Source organism: Neoroseomonas lacus (assembly GCF_014644535.1).
Lineage (GTDB): Bacteria > Pseudomonadota > Alphaproteobacteria > Acetobacterales > Acetobacteraceae > Neoroseomonas > Neoroseomonas lacus.
In genome coordinates this window covers 613,529-631,436 of record NZ_BMKW01000002.1, presented here as the reverse complement: position 1 = coordinate 631,436, position 17,908 = coordinate 613,529, and the positions used below count along the sequence as shown (strand labels likewise).

Annotated in this window: 16 protein-coding genes; 2 read left to right on the top strand and 14 right to left on the bottom strand. The window is 65.9% G+C overall.

Translation table 11 applies throughout. The features are described 5' to 3' along the window. Nucleotides 1–82: 82 nt before the first annotated feature. From IEY36_RS06425 to IEY36_RS06405, 5 genes are all read right to left on the bottom strand, one after another. Complete coding sequence (locus IEY36_RS06425) at nucleotides 83–1,150, bottom strand: sulfate/molybdate ABC transporter ATP-binding protein (protein ID WP_188966069.1); 1,068 nt, start codon at nucleotides 1,148–1,150, stop codon at nucleotides 83–85. Next, nucleotides 1,147–1,992, bottom strand: coding sequence for a sulfate ABC transporter permease subunit CysW (gene cysW, locus IEY36_RS06420; RefSeq protein ID WP_188966068.1), 846 nt, complete (start codon nucleotides 1,990–1,992; stop codon nucleotides 1,147–1,149). Before cysW ends, IEY36_RS06425 begins: the two co-directional genes overlap by 4 nt. Then, nucleotides 1,989–2,837 (bottom strand): sulfate ABC transporter permease subunit CysT, encoded by an 849-nt coding sequence (cysT, locus tag IEY36_RS06415; protein WP_188966067.1) that lies wholly within the window; start codon nucleotides 2,835–2,837, stop codon nucleotides 1,989–1,991. Before cysT ends, cysW begins: the two co-directional genes overlap by 4 nt. Then, nucleotides 2,834–3,850, bottom strand: coding sequence for a sulfate ABC transporter substrate-binding protein (locus tag IEY36_RS06410; protein ID WP_188966066.1), 1,017 nt, complete (start codon nucleotides 3,848–3,850; stop codon nucleotides 2,834–2,836). Before IEY36_RS06410 ends, cysT begins: the two co-directional genes overlap by 4 nt. 364 nt (nucleotides 3,851–4,214) lie before the next feature. Further along, on the bottom strand, nucleotides 4,215–4,670 hold the full coding sequence (locus IEY36_RS06405; protein WP_188966065.1) for an RrF2 family transcriptional regulator: 456 nt from the start codon (nucleotides 4,668–4,670) through the stop codon (nucleotides 4,215–4,217). Between the two features lie 836 nt (nucleotides 4,671–5,506). Here IEY36_RS06405 and IEY36_RS06400 point away from each other — a divergent pair. Then, nucleotides 5,507–10,474 carry an AAA domain-containing protein gene (locus tag IEY36_RS06400; protein WP_188966064.1) on the top strand — a complete coding sequence of 1,656 codons (4,968 nt, stop codon included), beginning with the start codon at nucleotides 5,507–5,509 and terminating at the stop codon, nucleotides 10,472–10,474. Nucleotides 10,475–10,665: 191 nt separating this feature from the next. On the opposite strand, the gene IEY36_RS06395 is transcribed toward IEY36_RS06400, so the two are convergent. The 9 genes from IEY36_RS06395 to IEY36_RS06355 all read right to left on the bottom strand — a co-directional run bounded on the left by IEY36_RS06395 (nucleotide 10,666) and on the right by IEY36_RS06355 (nucleotide 16,990). Then, the gene (locus IEY36_RS06395; RefSeq protein WP_188966063.1) at nucleotides 10,666–11,877 is read right to left on the bottom strand and encodes a helix-turn-helix domain-containing protein; all 1,212 of its coding nucleotides are present in this window, start codon (nucleotides 11,875–11,877) and stop codon (nucleotides 10,666–10,668) included. Between the two features lie 37 nt (nucleotides 11,878–11,914). Further along, the gene (locus IEY36_RS06390; RefSeq protein WP_188966062.1) at nucleotides 11,915–12,571 is read right to left on the bottom strand and encodes a hypothetical protein; all 657 of its coding nucleotides are present in this window, start codon (nucleotides 12,569–12,571) and stop codon (nucleotides 11,915–11,917) included. 55 nt (nucleotides 12,572–12,626) lie between these two features. Next, on the bottom strand, nucleotides 12,627–13,109 hold the full coding sequence (locus IEY36_RS06385) for a hypothetical protein (RefSeq protein WP_229681172.1): 483 nt from the start codon (nucleotides 13,107–13,109) through the stop codon (nucleotides 12,627–12,629). Then, entirely contained in the window at nucleotides 13,106–14,458 is a 1,353-nt protein-coding gene (locus tag IEY36_RS06380; protein ID WP_188966061.1) for a recombinase family protein, read from the bottom strand. Before IEY36_RS06380 ends, IEY36_RS06385 begins: the two co-directional genes overlap by 4 nt. Further along, the gene (locus IEY36_RS06375) at nucleotides 14,455–14,976 is read right to left on the bottom strand and encodes a DUF2924 domain-containing protein (RefSeq protein ID WP_229681171.1); all 522 of its coding nucleotides are present in this window, start codon (nucleotides 14,974–14,976) and stop codon (nucleotides 14,455–14,457) included. Before IEY36_RS06375 ends, IEY36_RS06380 begins: the two co-directional genes overlap by 4 nt. Beyond that, complete coding sequence (locus tag IEY36_RS06370) at nucleotides 14,973–15,185, bottom strand: hypothetical protein (RefSeq protein ID WP_188966060.1); 213 nt, start codon at nucleotides 15,183–15,185, stop codon at nucleotides 14,973–14,975. Before IEY36_RS06370 ends, IEY36_RS06375 begins: the two co-directional genes overlap by 4 nt. 91 nt (nucleotides 15,186–15,276) lie before the next feature. Next, nucleotides 15,277–15,969, bottom strand: a complete 693-nt coding sequence (locus tag IEY36_RS06365) for a hypothetical protein (protein ID WP_188966059.1) — start codon at nucleotides 15,967–15,969, stop codon at nucleotides 15,277–15,279. An 11-nt stretch (nucleotides 15,970–15,980) separates the two neighbouring features. Continuing rightward, a complete protein-coding gene (locus IEY36_RS06360) occupies nucleotides 15,981–16,262 on the bottom strand; it encodes a helix-turn-helix domain-containing protein (protein WP_188966058.1) in 282 nt (93 codons plus the stop codon). Continuing rightward, nucleotides 16,259–16,990, bottom strand: coding sequence for an ImmA/IrrE family metallo-endopeptidase (locus IEY36_RS06355; RefSeq protein WP_188966057.1), 732 nt, complete (start codon nucleotides 16,988–16,990; stop codon nucleotides 16,259–16,261). Before IEY36_RS06355 ends, IEY36_RS06360 begins: the two co-directional genes overlap by 4 nt. A gap of 290 nt (nucleotides 16,991–17,280) precedes the next feature. On the opposite strand from IEY36_RS06355, the gene IEY36_RS06350 reads away from it, so the two are divergent. Continuing rightward, nucleotides 17,281–17,889, top strand: a complete 609-nt coding sequence (locus IEY36_RS06350) for a sigma-70 family RNA polymerase sigma factor (RefSeq protein ID WP_188966056.1) — start codon at nucleotides 17,281–17,283, stop codon at nucleotides 17,887–17,889. Nucleotides 17,890–17,908 lie beyond the last annotated feature (19 nt).

Sequence of the window (17,908 nt, the reverse complement as noted above, 5' to 3'; positions counted from 1 at the left end):
CCAAAGCACAGGGCCAAACGTCCGGACGGCGCATCACGCGACGTCCTGCGGCTGAGAGCACGGCGCCGAGATCGGGAAAGCCTCAGCCAGCCATGATGCGTGCGAGCGGTTCGCCGCGCGCGCGTTGTCCGTTGGACGCAAACACGATGCCTCCACGGAGCGCCACACGACAGGGCACGTTGCGCTGCGGCGCACGCCCTGACGCTGCGGTGCCATCAAGCAGGATGCCCTCGAGATCCACGATGACCCGCGCCCGATCGTCCGTCACATTGCGCACGGCTCGCAGGATGCCCTGGCCGGTGCCGGCAAGCACAGCGATGTCTTCCGGTCGCAGAAAGGCCTGCGCCTCGCCATCGGGAAGGGCCACGCGCAACGGCGGCAGGGGCAATGGATCGAAATGCGCGACGCCACCGCGCACCTGGCAGTCAAGCCGGCTTGCCTCGCCCAGGAAGCCGGCGACGAAAGGCGTGGCGGGATCGCGCAGCAGCACCTCGGCCGTGTCGCACTGCACGATGCGTCCACGCTCCATCACCGCGACCCGGTCGGCCATCTCCATCGCCTCCTCCTGGTCGTGGGTAACGAGGATGGTGGAGATGCCGAGCCTGTCGTGCAGCCCTCGCACCCAGCGGCGCACATCCTTGCGCACCAGCGCGTCCAGCGCGCCGAATGGCTCGTCGAGCAGCAACAGCCGCGGCTCGATCGCCAGCGCGCGGGCGAGCGCCACGCGCTGTCGCTGGCCGCCCGAGACCTGGTCCGGATAGCGTCGCTCGAGCTCTGGGATCTGCACCAGCGCGAGCAACTCGCGCACGCGGCGCGCAATCTCTGCTTCCGGCGGGCGGCGCTTGCGCACGCGCAGACCGAAGGCGACGTTCTCGAACACCGTCATGTGGCGGAACAGCGCGTATTGCTGGAAGACCACCCCGATGCGGCGCTCGCGCGCCGGAACGCCGGTCATGTCCTCGCCGTCGACACGCACGGTGCCGCTGTCGGTGCCCTCCAGGCCGGCGAGGATCCGCAGCAACGTGGTCTTGCCGGAGCCCGAAGGGCCGAGCAGCGCCACGAACTCGCCGCGTGCGACGGTGAGGGAGACGCCCTCCAGGGCCGCAGTGCTGCCGAAGCGGCGCGCGACGTCGCGGATCTCGATGCTCATGCGGCACCTCCCGCCCCGCGGCCCGCTGCGTGTTCCAGCAAGGTCTTGGCCGCGAGTGTGACGAGGCCGAGCAGCGCGAGCAGCGCCGCCACCGCGAAGGCGCCGGCAAACTGATATTCATTGTAGAGGATCTCGACATGCAGCGGCATGGTGTTGGTCTCCCCGCGGATATGGCCTGAGACGACGGACACCGCGCCGAACTCGCCCATGGCGCGGGCATTGCAGAGCAGTACGCCGGACAGCAGCGCCCACTTCACGTTCGGCAGCGTCACCCGCCAGAAGGTCTGGGGGCCGGAAGCGCCAAGCGTCGCCGCGGCCTCCTCCTCGTCACGACCCTGCTCCTGCATCAGCGGTATCACTGTGCGCGCGACGAAGGGGAAGGTGACGAAGACGGTCGCGAGAACAAGTCCTGGCACGGCGAAGATCACCTGGATGTCGTGGGCCTGCAGCCAGGGGCCGAGCCAGCCCTTCGCGCCGAAGATCAGCACGAAAATCAGGCCCGCGATCACCGGCGAGACGCTGAACGGCAGTTCGATCAGCGTTACAAGGAGGCGCTTGCCTGGGAACTCACACTTTGCCACGGCCCAGGCTGCGGCAACGCCGCCCATCAGGTTCATCGGCACAGTGATGGCGGCGATGATGAGCGTCAGGCGGATGGCAGCCAGAGCGTCCTCCTCCATGATGGCGTCGATCGCCACCGGCAGGCCGCGCCGCAGCGCCTCGGCGAAGACGGCGGCCAGCGGCAGCGCCAGCATGACGATCGCCACCAGCAGCGCGGCGCCGGCGAGCAGCGCGCTGGCCCAGGGCGCGTCGGCATGGGCCGGGCGGACGGGCGCGCTCATCGCCGGCCCCGGCGCACGAGGCGCTGCAGTAGGTTCAGGCCGAGCAGGATCGTGAAGGAGAGGCAAAGCATCGCCAGCCCGACGGCCGCCGCGCCAGCATAGTCGAATTGTTCGAGGCGGATGACGATGAGCAGCGGCGCGATCTCGGTCGCCATCGGCAGGTTGCCGGCGATGAAGATCACGCTGCCGTACTCCCCGACCGCCCGCGCGCAGGCGAGGCCGAAGCCGGTCAGGAGCGCCGGAGCAAGCGTGGGCAGCACCACCCGCCCGAGCGTCTGTGGCCGGATCGCGCCGAGCGTCGCGGCCGCTTCCTCGGCATCCTTGCCCATGTCGCGCAGCACCGGTTCCACCGTGCGCACGATGAAGGGCAGGCCGACGAACATCAGCGCCACTGCGATGCCCGCCCGGGTGTAGGCGATCTGCCAGCCGAAGGCGGCCATCAGCGGGACACCGAGCCAGCCATTGGGGGCGAACAGCGCCGTCAGCGCGATCCCGGCCACCGCCGTGGGCAGCGCGAAGGGCAGGTCAATTACGCTGTCCAGGACGCGCCGGCCGGGGAAATCCAGGCGCACGAGCGCCCAGGCCAGCAACAGCCCGAGCGGCAGGTTGATGATCGAAGCAGCCAGGGCGGCACCGAAGGACACGGCGAGGGCGGAGAGCACGCGCGGTTCGGCGAGCGACTGGGCCACGCCCGCGACGCCGAGCTCCCACGGCTTGATCGCCAGCGCCGCCAGCGGGATGACCACGACCAGCCCGACCCACGCGAGCGTCAGGCCGAGTGTCAGCCCGAGGCCAGGCACGGGGGCGACGCGCGACGGCCGCCCGCAAGCCATCGTTGCGCTCATCGCGCGGTGATCCGGTCGAAGATGCCGCCGTCGTTGAAGTGCGTGCGCTGTGCCTCGCCCCAGCCGCCGTACACCTCATCCACGGTAATGAGTTCCATGCGCGGGAAGCGGGCGGCGTTGGCAGCAAGCAGCGCCGCATCGCGCGGACGGTAGAAGTGCTTCGCGGCCATCGCCTGGCCTTCCGGCGCATAGAGGCCCTGCAGATAGGCTTCCGCCGCGGCGCGCGTGCCGCGACGGTCCACATTCGCATCCACGACCGCGACCGACGGTTCGGCGAGGATCGAGAAGGACGGGTAGACGATCTCGAGGCCGGCGTCCTTGAACTCCTCCAACGCCAGGTGTGCCTCGTTCTCCCAGGAGAGGAAGACATCGCCCTGCCCGCGCTGGGCAAAGGTGGTGAGCGAGCCGCGCGCACCGGTGTCGAGCACCGGAACCTGGCGGTAGAGCTGGCGAGTCGCGGCCTCGGCGCTTGCCGCATTGCCGCCCGGCAGACGCAGCGCCCAGCCCCAGAAGGCGAGGTAGTTCCAGCGCGCCCCGCCCGAGGTCTTGGGATTGGGCGTGATGATGCGGACCTCGGGCTTCAAAAGGTCGCCCCAGTCGCGGATTGCCTTCGGGTTACCGCGGCGAACCAGGAATACGATGGTGCTGGTGTAGGGCGCGCTGTTGTGCGGCAGGCGCGTTGCCCAGTCGCGCGCGATCAGGCCGCGCTGGGCAATCGCGTCGATGTCGTAAGCGAGCGCGAGCGTGACGACATCCGCTTGCAGCCCATCGATGACCGAACGTGCCTGTCGCCCAGAGCCACCATGCGATGTGTTGATGCGTAGCGTCTGGCCCGTTTGCATGCGCCATTGTGAGGCGAAAGCCTGATTGTACTCGCGGTAGAGCTCGCGCGTCGGGTCGTAGGACACGTTCAGCAGCGTGCCCGCCTGTTGGGCGGCGGCGGGAACCGTGGTGGCCGTCGCAAGGCTTGCGATGAGGGCGCGCCGCGTCAGTACGATACCGGGATGGGGCATCGGTTGAGCCTCCGTCATGGGATGGACAGGCAAGCGCGGTCAGCCGCCGGGGCGGTTGGCCTCGTGCCATGCTGACATGCGTTGCTCGGCTGCCCCGCGTTCGAGCCTGGCGGCAATGTCGCGGAGCGTGCCCGCTAGGGCGCGAAGGCTGCGCGCCAGCGCGCGCAGTGTGCGTGGAAGTGCGCGCTGGCTGCGATCGGCAGGCGCCGGCCGAGAGATTAACGGTCGATTGGAGTGAAGCGTCCACGAAGATGGACGAACTCGGCGGGTGGCGTCGGTGGTAGTCACCACGGTGTCCTCCGTCGGGCTGTAGCGCTGGCTGGTCCCAGCGCGAATAAATCCTATCGAGTAAGTAGAGATTACGTCAACGCATTTCTGCCATGAGCTCCGGGAGCTTGCTTTCACCGGAAGCTGCGAATTCCGCCAAGGTGGTTCGATCAAGGATCTCTGCCATGGCGTCGCGGACGCGCCGCATGAGGCGCCGGATGTCGCAGCTCGGAGGGTCGGCACAATCTACGCAGGGCCTGTAGGCTGTCATACTTGCACAGGGAATGGGAGCGAGCGGCCCGTCGAGTGCACGAATGAGATCGCCGACCGTGATTGTCTCGGCAGGATGAATCAGCGCATAGCCGCCGGACTTGCCTCGGCGGCTGGCCAGGAAGCCGTGTCGCTTCAAATCCAGCAAGATCGCTTCGAGAAACTTGGGCGGAATGTGCCCGGCCTGGGCTAGTTCGGCGATCGTCATGGTGCCGCCCTTCGGGCACCTCGCGGCGAGCAATGCCGTAGCCCGGAGGCCGTACTTCGCTTTTTGAGTAAGCATCTGCTTCTGTGGGCCTCATGTTGGCCGAAGGTAAAGTCTATCGAATATGTCGGATTTAGAGAACCCCGGAGCGAGGCGCTCGATCAAGTGTTTGCGAAAGCGCTGCGCGAGGTTGCACGAAGGTTTTGCCCGCTCCGTTTCGCGCAAGTTTCCCGATCGTGCGCGGGCGCCTGACTCCGCACGATGATCTGCGGCAAGCTCGGCCCGCCTCGTAAACTCGTGCGAGTGAACCCTGCTGAGATCGGAACGGTCCGCACGGTCGCTGGGCATTCTATGGCTGCCCAGAGAGAGTTGTGTTCCCGGTTCCCACCGCTGCTCCAGTCGGTCTTCCAACCTCACATGTCTTCTGCGCCGTTGGCGCCGTGAACCGCAGGTTTCCTGGGGTTTCTCCGTGTCGGCTTGAGGGTTGGAGAACGCGACGACCGGCTGTTCCGTCTCCGCAGGGCTATTCTCTCTCCGAAGCTCGGGACTTGGGCGATTTAGTCTACAAGCTTCAAGCCACTGAAATAGCGATAAATCTTCGTCGAGGCACGCTGACCAGTTGCACATCGCGACCGGCTACCGGTCGAGTCTGGGACCGCAAAACAGCGCTCTCCACCCACGGTATTGCGACAAGACGCGGGCCGGTGAACCGTGCCTTCACGCCCAGTGCGCCTGCCCCCAAAACACGCGCCCGCTGGAGCGCCGTTTCGGGCCTGATGCAAAGGGATGGCGCTTTACTTGAATGCTGGCGCGTCGATCGCTGACCGTGCAATCTCTGAACCTTCACGAAATGATGCCGAGAGTGCGCACATGCACTCGCGGCCATAGCAGAGAGATTTGGGTCAGAACTCGACATGCGCGACGATAGCCTTGCCGGCGATGACCAACAGGTTCGAGAAGATCTCCAAAATCTTCTTCGGTTCACCGAGCAAATGCTGGCGACAAGAGAGAAGACCGTCTTTGACATCGCCGAGTATCCGATTCGTCTGACCCAGCGCGATCTCATGGATGTCGCGGGCGACCCTTTACCAGGAATCGGTTTTGGCCCGTCCGAGGATGTGTGGCTGTCCTTTGCCCGAATGCGGGAGCGGCCGCCGCCGAAGCCGCCAGCGGATCTCGAGCCCTGGCTTCGCTCGGAAGCGCGCCCAACGCCCGCCAAGCCGCCCGGGCTGCTGTCCGAACGGGTCCTTTTCGTCACGGCGGATGAGGCGACGGACCTGATCGAGGCGTCCTTCATCCACGAGGACGCAGTTGGGCAGATAGCGACGAACCCTGGTGAGCCGGAGCGCTGGTCGGTACCGCTGCGACCCGCGGAGCTTCCTTCGGTCGTGGAGGCCCTGGATCGCCATGTTGCGGGGCCATGGCGCGCCTGGGCAGAGGAAGAGGCGCCGCGGCGCAAGGCGATCGAACTCTACAGCGCGCTCTACAAGGCACATGCCCAGATCGCTGCCGCTGGTGGCGAAGGCGGTTTGGAGTTGGTGGTCGGCATCGGCCTGGCGCGCTGGCAGCATGGCGGGCGCCGCATCAATCTGCCGCTGATCGAACAGCGGGCCGAGTTCGAGCTGGACGAGACCAGCGGCAACCTCTCGATCCTTGCCCGTGGCGTGCCCCCTACGCCTGCGCTTCGCGCATTTCTGGACCTCAGCATTCCAGGCGCAGCAGATTTGCAGCGCGAAATGACGGCGCGACTGGATCGTATTTCCAAGGATCCAGACCTCGCGTTCGGCCCATTTCAGCCAGCCAGCTTCCTCGGTGTCCTCGAAACCTGCGCAGCGCGCCTCGATGCCAGCGGAACCGTTTTGCCGACCAATGAAGAACTCGGTCCGGCCGGGGAGGCTCTTCGGATCGGGCAGGGGTTTTGCATCATTGTACGGACACGCCGCGAGGACATCCTGCGCGACGACATCCGGCGGCAGATCGACGCCCTCTCGACGGAAGGCAAGGAACTGCCGGAGACGGCTCGCCGCTTCGTTCTACCGCCACCTGACGTGGCGCCTGAAGATGTCGGGCCGATCGATCTGAGCGGACTGAATGGGCTTACGGGAGGTTCCGGCACTGGGACCTGGTCAGGCGGTGGCGGCGCCAACGTTGCAGCCCCGAAAGCGAAGGACTGGCTGTTCTTTCCTCTGCCCGCCAATGAGGAGCAGGAGGAGATCGCGCGGCGACTGCAGGACAAGGATGTTTTCGGCGTCGTCGTGCAGGGTCCACCGGGCACCGGCAAAACCCATACCATCGCGAACATTATCGGCCACGCCATGGCGACCGGGCAGCGCGTGCTCGTGTCAGCCCACACGGCGGAGGCATTGAGCGCCATCCGGGACAAGCTACCGCCAGCCTTGCGTGACCTCACCATCGCCGTGACGCACAGCGACCGGGAGGGTGCTCGTCAACTGGAAGAAGCCGTGTCGGCCTTGGCCGAGCGGGCGCAGTCGATCAATCCTCGCGAGGCCAGGCAGCGTGCTGAGGATTTGCTGCGGGTTATCCGCCGCGAGGACGGCAGCATCGCCGAGATTGACATGGAGCTCGAGCAGATTGCACGGGCGAACCTTGACCGAGTGCCGTGGCGTGGCACGAAGGCGCTGCCTCAGGACATCGCTGCCTGGGTGGCCCAACAGGGGAATAAGCACGCCTGGTTCCCGGACGGCCTCGATCTCGCGGCCAATCATGTGCCGAAGTTCGGCGAAGCGGAGATTTCCGAAGCCCGATCGCTACGTCGGCGCCTCGGATCTGATCTTGCCTATGGGGTCGCCCAGCTTCCATCGGGATCAGATGCCCTTCCGCCACTCGGCGCTTTGGTCTCGGCACACCGGACGCTCCGAGAAGCGGGAGAGCGCCGGCAGCGCGAGCGCGACGGAAGTCTCCCACGGCCTGATCTCACTGCCGCCCATGCGGGTGAGCCAGCGGAGTTACTCGCCTGGCTGGAACGCCTTGCCGCTTGGCGCGAATCCACGGGCGCCTACGAATGGATGCGCGAGGCATGGGTCGCGCTCGCCGGCGGCCGGCATCAGCACCGTTTCTCGGCGGACGCTGTCCGGCCAATGCTCGAAGAGGCGGCACGCCTTGCGCAGCGGGGAGAGGCGTTGGCGCTGCATGCTCTGGAACTGCCTGAAATCCCCGAAGCGGATCGGTTGGGCGAGGCGTTGGCGAATCTGGCGGCGGGCAGGTCGCCCTTCGGCTTCTTCAAGGGATTTGGTCGCAATCCGATCAAGGACGCAGTTCAGGCTTCCCGGATTGCCGCCGAGCCGCCTAGGGATGTGGCGGCGTGGCAGAAGCTTGCTGACCTGCACAACTGGCGCCGGGAGGTTCGCGGCTTCGTCGCGCGCTGGAATGCGCTTGCGGCCCAGCACAGCCTTACTCGGCTGCCTGAAGAACACACGACATCGCGGGATGCTCTGGCACAACTTGGCAAGCGCCTGACGGAAATGCTCGCTTTGGCCACCGATGCACAGGCGCGATGCGCACGGCTCCAAGCGCTTTTCCCATACGGTCTCGACATTGATGCGGTCATCTTCCGCATCGACATATCCGTTGTCATCCCGGCGTTGCGGGCAAACCTCGGTGACGCCGATCTTTTCGCCGCCGAGGGCCTGCGCGATCGGCTTCGCGAAGATGGCGTTAGAATCGGAGGCCAGATCGGTGAGGCGCTCCAGCAAGTTGCTGACGGGCTCGGGTCAGTTGGCTTGGCTGACGCCGAGGCTGCGGAGACTTGGCGGGATATTCAGCGCGAAGCAGACCGGGTGGGCAAGCTGCGAGATGACCTCCAGCGGCTTGCCGCTCTGGCAGACCTCGTCCGCGCCAGCGGCGCAGCCGTTTGGGCCGACCAAATCCAGCGACAAGTCGCCGGCGAGCCAGACGAGGTGTTGCCGGTGGATTGGCAGGATGCGTGGGATCACGCGCGCGCGCAGGGCTTCCTCGCCCGGGTTGCCAACCGGGAGAAAGTGCAAGCACTGACGGCTGCACGCGCTGAGCAGGTAGCGAGCCGGGAGCGGCGCTTCCTGGATGCCATCGAACTGATGACCTATCTAGGGCTGCGCAACCGACTGACTGAAAATGTCCAGGCTGCACTTCGGAAATTTTTGTCTGCATTGACCAGACTGCCGAAGACAGCAGGCGCGAAAACGGCCGGGCGCCAGCGGCGCATTCTACGCGACAGCCTTCAGCAGGCCGTCAAGGCGATCCCCTGCTGGATCATGCCGGAGTGGCGGGTCGCGGAGCAACTGCCGCCTGACCTCGGCAGCTTCGACCTTGTCATCATCGACGAGGCAAGCCAGTCGAACATCTCGGCCCTTCCTGTGGTGCTTCGCGGCAAGAAGCTGCTCATCGTCGGCGATGATCGCCAGGTGAGCCCCGTCTCGGTTGGGGTCGAAGAAGCTGTCGTGAACCGGCTGCGCACAACCTACCTCACCGGCCAACCACTCGCTGAGCAGATCGATCCAGCAACTTCGCTCTACGAGCTCGGGGGGATGATGTACCCGGGGAAGGTGATCGTCCTTCGGGAGCATTTCCGGTGTGTCGAGCCGATCATCCGCTTCTCGTCCCGCTTCTATGGTGGTCATCTCGTTCCGCTCCGACTGCCAAAGCCGAGCGAGCGTCTGGATCCTCCACTCATCGATGTTCTTGTCGAGGATGGGAAGCGACGCGGCGATGTGAACGATGCTGAGGCCACATACATCGTCGAAGAGATCAAGCGCGCCATTGCCGATCCCGTTCTGAACGTCGCGGGGAAGCGGAGCATTGGCGTGATTTCGCTACACGCCGATAAGCAGGCCAAGCTCATCTACGACCGGCTCATCCATGCGGTCGGGCCGGAAACCATGAGCGACCATCACATCATGTGCGGTGATGCTGCTACTTTTCAGGGGCAGGAACGCGACATCATCTTCCTCTCGATGGTGCATGATGGCGACACGGCCTCCAAGCAATCCAGCCGTCTCTACGAGCAGCGGTACAATGTTGCACTCTCCCGCGCCCGTGACCGGATGGTGCTCGTTCGCTCGGTAACACCGTCGATGCTCAAGGAAGGCGACATCAAGCTGGAAGTTCTACGCCACTTCCAGGATCCGATGACCGGCGGGCGGATTGGCCAGTCTGACGATGTCCTCGCAGCCTGTGAATCGAAGTTCGAGAGAGACGTTGGACAACGCCTATTGCAGGCCGGATATCGCGTTCGCGCCCAGGTGCCCGCCGGCGGCTATCGCATCGACTTCGTCGTGGAAGGTGAGAATGATCGTCGCCTTGCGATCGAGCTCGACGGTGATTCGTTTCATGGGCCGGAGCGCTGGGCACAGGACGTCAAGCGGCAAAAGGCACTGGAGCGAGTCGGTTGGACATTCTGGCGCTGCTGGGCTTCGGAGTGGGAAAGCGCCAAGGACGCGGTTTTCAGCGACTTGGTCATGGCACTCCAGGAGAGGAGTATCTCGCCCATCGGAGCGGCAACCGCGGGTGACGCGCTGCCTGTCGAATTCCGGACGATCAGGCATCGCCCGAAGCTGGACGAGCCCATCGAGCCAGCGAGCAACAGCGTCGCACCAGAGACGCCTGCCGCAACCGCGGACGAAGTTGCTCCCGACGCTGCAGCAGCCGTTGGTGATATTCGGGTCAGCGCAGGCGATTCCGTTTCTGTGCGCTATGTCGACGGGAAAGCTCGGGCACTTAAGGTCCACATTGTGGCGGATGGAACGGCCAATGGACGTGATCGCATCTCACCGACTTCGCCTCTTGGTGTGGCAATCATGGGCCTACGAGCTGAAGATGAAACCGAGGTGGTCATCGAGGGGCGCACGAGGATGGTCATCGTGGAGAGGATCGAGCGCGCGGCGTGATGATGAAGGTGGATACCTCCGATAACCGCCACCCCGCTCTCCGCTACCAGCAGCCGCAATCAGGGGCGCAACCGCCGAGAAGGTGACGTGCTTCTTCAAGCGCGGCGGGCCAGGTTCTACGACCATGTTATTCACGTTCAGTGTGCGGCTTCTATTGATCCACGATCCACCATAAGGCGGTGGCCACCACCCTAATTTCCGCGGCCTCGGAATGGAATCAGTGTCGCTGATCCAGGCGCGGTTTCGACAGCGGGCGGCTGCCGTTCCTTGACGCGCGGTAGTGTCACCAGATCACCGCCGCTGGAGGTCATGAAGCCACGCGGCAGACCGCACAAGGATTCCACGTCCGTGGCCGGAAGTCGGAAATCATCCAGCAGCTGTTCGCGCGTGCGGATGCCTTCGTCGATCAGCAGCCTCACCGAGCGGCTCAGGAGACGCGGGACTTCGACGGGCATGATGTCATCGAGGGGCTCAGCCTTTCGCCACCCGCGTGAGCTGTAGTGCTTCCACAGCCGCTGTTCGTACTCGTCATTGATCATGCTGAGCGTGCGGCAGCGCTTGATCATCGCGCCCAGCGAGACCTTCCATCTCTCCTTGAGGGGCAAAAAGCCATTCAGCGTCGGCGACCAGACTTCGGCCGCGAAGGTTTCGCCAGGGAGAAGGAAAGCGCCAGCAAACAGAAAGGCCTGCCGTTCAACTTCCTTGAACGCTGCGGCATCGGCGAGGGTCTTCTCCTTGACCCGCGCGTGCAGCACCAGGTGGCCGAGCTCATGTGCTGCGTCGAGCCGCGAGCGCGCGCATGTGTCCTTGTCCGCAGCAATCAGCACATAGGGCCGATGATCGGCGTCCGACCAATGCGACAGCCCATCCATCGCCCCGCTGCCGACCTCCTCCTTCACGACACAGATGCCGGCATTCTCCATCACCAGAAGCACGTCGGAGATCGGGCCGCTGCCAAGTCCCCAGGCACGTCGGCATTCGGTCGCCATCCGCTCGATATCGGCCTCACGAATTTCTCGGTAATCGGCCACGTCGAGACGCGGGACGTTAACCGCAGGAAGATCGAGCCACTCCTGAAGGGTCAGCGCAATCTCCTCAGCCCAATGCAGCCGCCCGCAGGTGCGCCGACGCAAGGCCTGCGTCGTGCTCGCCATGGAGCGGAAGAACATCGGATTGTCGCCGTGCTGCAACTTTGGGCGAAGGAAGAAGGAAATCGGCAAATTGAGCGCGCGCGCCAGCGTCTCCAGGGCTTCGGGCTCTGGCGACTGGTTGCCTGCCTCCCAGCGCGAAATGCTGGAGCTGGTCCGGTTGATCAGATCGGCAAGCGCGACCTGCGTGAGGCCGCGCGAATCCCTTGCTTCCACCAGCCGTTCCGATTGGAACCCTGGTGTTCCGTTACGCATCTTCTCCCTCCTGTCCCGTTTCGGGGCTTCTCGATTGTTATCCTGCGTCGGGCCGCTTCTTGAGGCGCGGGATGGCCACGTCCTTGACTTCGACCGGCGCCTCGCTGGGCTTGCGAGCAGCAGAATCCGCGTCGTGGTACAGTGCCAGAAGGTCCGTGAGCGCGATAAGGCGAACCCAGTCGGTCAAATCCGCATTGGGAATGCCCAGGCCAACGAATGCGGGGACAGTCGGTTCGCCACGACGCGGATGGGCGGTGATCACAAGCATACCGCACATCCGATCAGTCGATGGCGACCGGATTTCCCGCAGCAAATCCGGCTGCAGCGGGCTCAGCCAGGCGTTGACCTCCGCCCATTGCTGCCGAAAAGCAGTCGCGCGCGGGGGCCCGCAGTGGCGCTGGATATTGCTCCGTATCAAGTAGATGCCACCGGCCTCGACCAGGCTATAACGACCGCCAGCCGGCTCGGTATGGGGCGCAAGAACGGCAAGACCGTTGTCCCTGGCCGCTTTACGGAAGCCGGCTTCGCAACGGGCGTGGCGAAGCTGGCCGAGCATGTTAGCCCGTTCCGGCTCCTCCGCGTGACGAGACGCCAGCGCCCATGCCTCGCCGAAGCCTGCATCGGCGTACTCGAGGCTCTGCCTGAAGAAAGTGGCCGGATAGCTGTCCAGGATGCGGGCGATCGGAGCTGACATGCGCGACCCAATGCAGTTTGCGTTTTACGGTATATAGACTAGAATTTTTGCGTTATCAAGCGATCTCACGCTTGGGGGATGGCCGGGCCTGTGGAGCCTCCGAGCCCGATGGTGGCTGTTCCCCTCGCCGATCCGACAGTGACGCGGGTGCATGACATCGAGACAGGCTCGCCCGCTGCGCGCCCCATTCGCCCGGGAGGGGCTCCATCAGCCTTGAAAGGCCCATGGAGTGCGGCTGTCGACCGTTGATGATGCCGTCTGTGATGTCCGGCGCCAGCAGAGGAAGGCGCAGCAGCCGCCCCAAATAGCCCCGGTCCAACCGCTCCGCCGCCGCCATCTCAGTGATAGACACATAGAGGCCCTGATCGAGCATACGCTGGTAGCGGAACGCGCGAGCCAGCGCCTTCACCAGCGCCGGATCGGCGCGCGCCGTGACCGGCGCTACGCCATCGGTCGTCGGCGTCACGACGGTCTTCCGGCCCGGCCGGTGGCGGATCGCCAGTGGCACCCGGACCGTGATGCTGGTCGCCGTGGTCATGCTGCCGACCTCAGCGCATCGGGCGCAATGGCGCCGAGGTCGCGGACGAGACCACCGAGCCCATCCAGCCGCAGCCGAATGTCCGCGCCGGCCGGGCCGATCACCACCCGCTCCACCAGCGACCGCACAATGCGCGCCTGCTCCGCCGGGAACAGGTGCTCCCAGAGCGGGTCAAGGCGATGCAGGGCGTCCTGCGTCTCGCTCTCAGTCAGGTCCGGCGCCTCCCTTCGCGCCGCCCGCCACGTGCCGACCACGATCTCCGGCTGCCGCAGCAGCGCCCGCACCTGATCCATCACGGCCGCCTCGATCTCTGCCGCCGACACCCGACGCACGATGCTGGCGTCGCCGGCGGCGTCGCCCTTCAACACCCGCTGCGCCACATAGTAGCGGTAGAGCCGGCCATTCTTCCGGGCGTGGGTCGGCGACAACGCCCGGCCATCCACCCCGAAGATCAGCCCCTTCAGCAGCGCCGGCGTCTGCGCTCGGTTCTGGTTGGCGCGGACCCGCGGGCTGACCTGCAGCACGGCATGCGCCCGATCCCACAGCTCCCGCGGCACGATCCCCTGGTGCTCGCCGGGATAGACCTGCCCCTTGTGCGCGGCCTCGCCGACATAGGTCCGGTTGTTCAGCAGCTTGTAGACGTCGCCCTTGTCGAGCGGCCGGCCCACCTTGCTCGTGGCCCCCTCCGCCCTGAGGCGGTTCACCGTCTCGATGCCCGACCCGGTCTCGGCGAAGATCTCGAACACGCGTCGGACGCGCGGCGCCTCCTCCTCATTGACCACCAGCTTCCTGGCGACGACGTCGTAGCCGAGCGGCACCTTGCCGCCCATCCACATGCCTCGTGCGCGGGAGGCGGCGAATTTGTCGCGGATTCGCTCGCCAATGACCTCCCGCTCGAACTGCGCGAAGGACAGCAGGATGTTCAGCGTCAGCCGGCCCATGCTGGTGGTCGTGTTAAAGCTCTGCGTGACCGAGACGAAGGTCACGCCATGCGCGTCCATCACCTCCACCAGCTTGGCGAAATCCATCAGTGAGCGGCTGAGGCGATCGATCTTGTAGACCACGATCACGTCGACCAGGTCGGCCTGGATGTCGCGCAGCAGGCGCTGTAGTGCCGGCCGCTCCAGCGTGCCGCCGGAGAACCCGCCGTCGTCGTAGCGGTCGCGCACCAGCACCCAGCCCTCGGCGCGTTGGCTGGTGATGTAGGCCTCGCAGGCATCGCGCTGTGCGTCGAGGGTGTTGAACTCCTTCTCCAGCCCCTCGTCGGTGGATTTCCGCGTGTAGACCGCGCAGCGCAGCTTCTTCGTGGCGGCCGGCATGACCGGCTCGATGCGGGCGCGGCGGGTCATGCGTCACCTCGCGCGCGCAGCCCGAAGAACGTCCAGCCGTTCCAGCGCGTGCCGGTGATGTGCCGGGCGATGGCCGAAAGCGACTGATACGGTCGCCCCTCGAACTCGAAGTCGTCCTGGCGCACCGTGACGACGTGCTGCACCCCCTGCCATTCCCGGATCAGGCGCGTGCCGGCGAGCGGCCGGCCGTCGGCGCGGATGCGGCGCAGCACGACGTTGCCGCCGTCCATTTGCTCGCCCAGCGCCACGAGCCGATCGACCGTCTCTGGCTTCAGCCCGCCATAGGCCAATTCCTGGATGCGATACGCCAGCCGGCTCTGGATGTAGGCGCGGTTCCAGGGCGGCGGCTCCTTGCCGAACAGCTCCCGCCATTGATGCTTCAGGTCGGCGGTGGGCGCCGTCTGCAGCGCCGCGAGGCGTGGCAGCACCTGAGCCGGTGGGATCTTTGGGATGGCGGGCGCGGGCGCGGGCGCAGCCGTGTCCTGCTGCTTCGCCTTCGTGGTCGATCGTCGGGTCATGCGACTCCCTTTCTCTTGGGGTTCGCATGACGGCGCTGCCTGGCGGTGTAGTGTAGGCGAATGTCTCCGTGAGTCTCGAGCTGCGCGGCATCACGGGCATGATCCTCGGCAGCGCGGCTGCGCAGCCGCACCAAGCCGGCGGCGAGGATGGCGCAGACCTCGCGCAAATGCGGCGGCAGGTGATGATTGGTCTGGGCCGGCAGGGGCATCGCGATCCAACATGCATGGTCCTGCCCCCTATCTACCGATCGGCGCCCACGATTTTCCCACGCCGGGTGCCGCAACCGCCGCCGCGCCGCCTCACGCCGACTTCCGCTCAGCCTCCGGCGCGAACACCCGCCACAGCGCCTTGAGCTTCTTCTTGAGCGTGCTCTCGTCGGGGACCTTCTTGCCCTCCGCCGCGAACCAGTCCTGCAGACGCCGGACCAACGCCGACAAGCTCTCGGGCGCGCCGTCGAAATACAGCGTGCGGCAGGTCTCCACCCAGCACGCCTCCCAATCGTGCGTCGCCTGCGCACCGCGCGGCCTAGGTGGCAGAATGAGAACGGGGGACGGTGCGGTGTCTTCGGTCTTCGGCGATAGCTCCTGCGCCGCCTCGAAACGCACCCGCTCGGGGTGGCGCACGACCAACTCCTGCACCAGGACCTCGATTGGATCTGGCTCACCGGCGGAGGTGCACGGTTCGAGGTACTCGCCGGGGTCGGCGACAAACCGATGCACCCGATGCAAGCCGCGCTGCAGGATCATCCACGCGTCATCGCCATGCAGGTCGACCAGGCCGCTCAGCAGCCGTTCCCCGTTGGAGATGCGGCAGGGGGCCCCATCCGCGGACTGATCCAGGATACCCCCCCGGACCAGCACGCCGGCAGCCACGATCGAGACAACAAGCTCCTTCTCGATCGCATAGGCAGCGACGTCCCAGATGGACATGCCCCATCCCTCGCAGACTTCCTCCAGCCGATAGAACGGCTTGCGATGTGCGCGCGCGACCATCGTCCTCTCCATCACCGAAAACCGATGGCCCGCATGCGCCGATAGGCCAGCACCACCTTGCCCATGTCCCGCCGCATATCGGGGGGCAGCCGCTCGGCCTGGACGAACAGATCATCCAGCCGCTCACCGAGGATGGCCGCGGCGCGCTCGATCAGCTCGTCCCGCGGCGGCTTCTCATGACCGCGCTCGATGCGCGACCAATAGGCCGGCGAGATGCCGAGTCGTTCGGAGAAATCATTGAGTCCAATGCCAAGCGCCTTGCGCTTGTCGCGGACCACCGCACCAAAGCTCATGGCACGCTTCCCTCCAGCAGCCCGTAGCGCGCGAGGCGCACAGCGATGAATCGCTCCGACACGCCGAAATCGCCGGCCAGCGCCGCCAGAACGCCGGCAAGGCCATCCACTGGATTACCAGCGGCTAGAATCGGGCTACCGGGGCGCCCCTGATGCGGCCCGCGCGCGAACCGCAGACCTTCGCTGCGCGCATGAGCAAGCAGCCGCGTGTGCAGGGCGACGGGCGGTGCCAGTAGCGCGCCCATGAACTCGTTGGCGCGCCCTTCCGCACTGCGACCGACCCGATCGAGCGCCGCCGCGTCCGCAGCGACCGCCCGGAACCGGCGCATCCCGGTCTGCAAGGCTGCCGGCACGTCGAACAGCACATGGCCGAACTCGTGCGCGGCGGTGCTGAGCGCGAGATCCGGCCGATGCTCCGTCAGCTCCGCATTCACCGAGACAAAGGCGCAGTCGGGCTCCTCCGGATCGGTATCGCAGATGCCGAGCACCCGCCGCCCCCCTTCGTCACGCAACGAGTGCGCCAGGTCCCAGACCACGCCGATCGTCCGACCATTCACCGCCACACCCTGGCCGGCCTGCAGCAGTGCCGCGACGGTCACGGCCAGGCTGTCGGGTTCGCGGGCGATCTGCTGGCGCACCTGGGCGGCCACCGCCCGGATGGCGGCCACGGAAAGGGCGCGCGGGGCGCCCGACCCTGAATGACACGGGTAGTGCACGGCAATGGACATCGGACGGGGGTCCTATGGAGTGAACGGTTTCGTCAACGGCAATGTTCTTATTATGTTCGCTGCCATGCGGGAGTCCAGCGTCGCGTGAATGACGGGGTGCGGAAATCCGAATTCCGCCCCGCTGTGTCCGAAAGCCGAGGCGTTTCCGGCCTAAACTATTGAAATAACGTCGGTGCCGAAATCCTCGGCCGGCGCCTCTGCCCCATTTGGCCCCGTTGCGCCTCGTCGCCCCGGCGAGCGACGTGCTGCGGTCTGGGTGTCGCCACATTGCCCAGACCGAGGATCTGACCTTGCTCGATCAACACCCCATAGACGCCCACCATCACTCCGAATGGGACGATCATCATACCCGCGCCGCACTTGATGCAGCCGACCGCCATGCCGCCCGTTGGGCACGGTGCGGTCGCCATGGGCGGGCAGACCGCGAGGATTTGAGCCAGGACATCCTGCTCGCCATCGTCGAACGCGCCCGGCACTTCGATGCCGGTCAGGCGAATTGGGCAGCCTTCGTTGGGCTACTGGCACGGCACGTCGTGGCCGACCGTCTGCGGGCCGACAGCCATCCGAGCCGGGTGACCATGGTTCCGCTCGATCTCCTCGACCTCGACGCGGCAATGTCCCTCACCTCAGCGACGCAACCGGGGCCGTGCGACGAGGACGCCGCCATGGCGCGCCGCGTCGATCTGGACACCCTGCTCGACGACCTGCCGGCACTGCCGCGGGAGACACTACTGCTGCTGATGTCGACACACGGCGACGTCGCCAGCGCGCAGCGTGGGAGTGGTCGCTCCTGTTCCGCCTTCTACCGCACGGTCGATGAACTGCGCCTGTGGCTCCGTGCCGGCGGTCTCAGCGTCGCGTCTCACGCCCGTGGGAAAAATCGCGAGCTCGATCGGTAGATACCAAGCAGCAGCACAA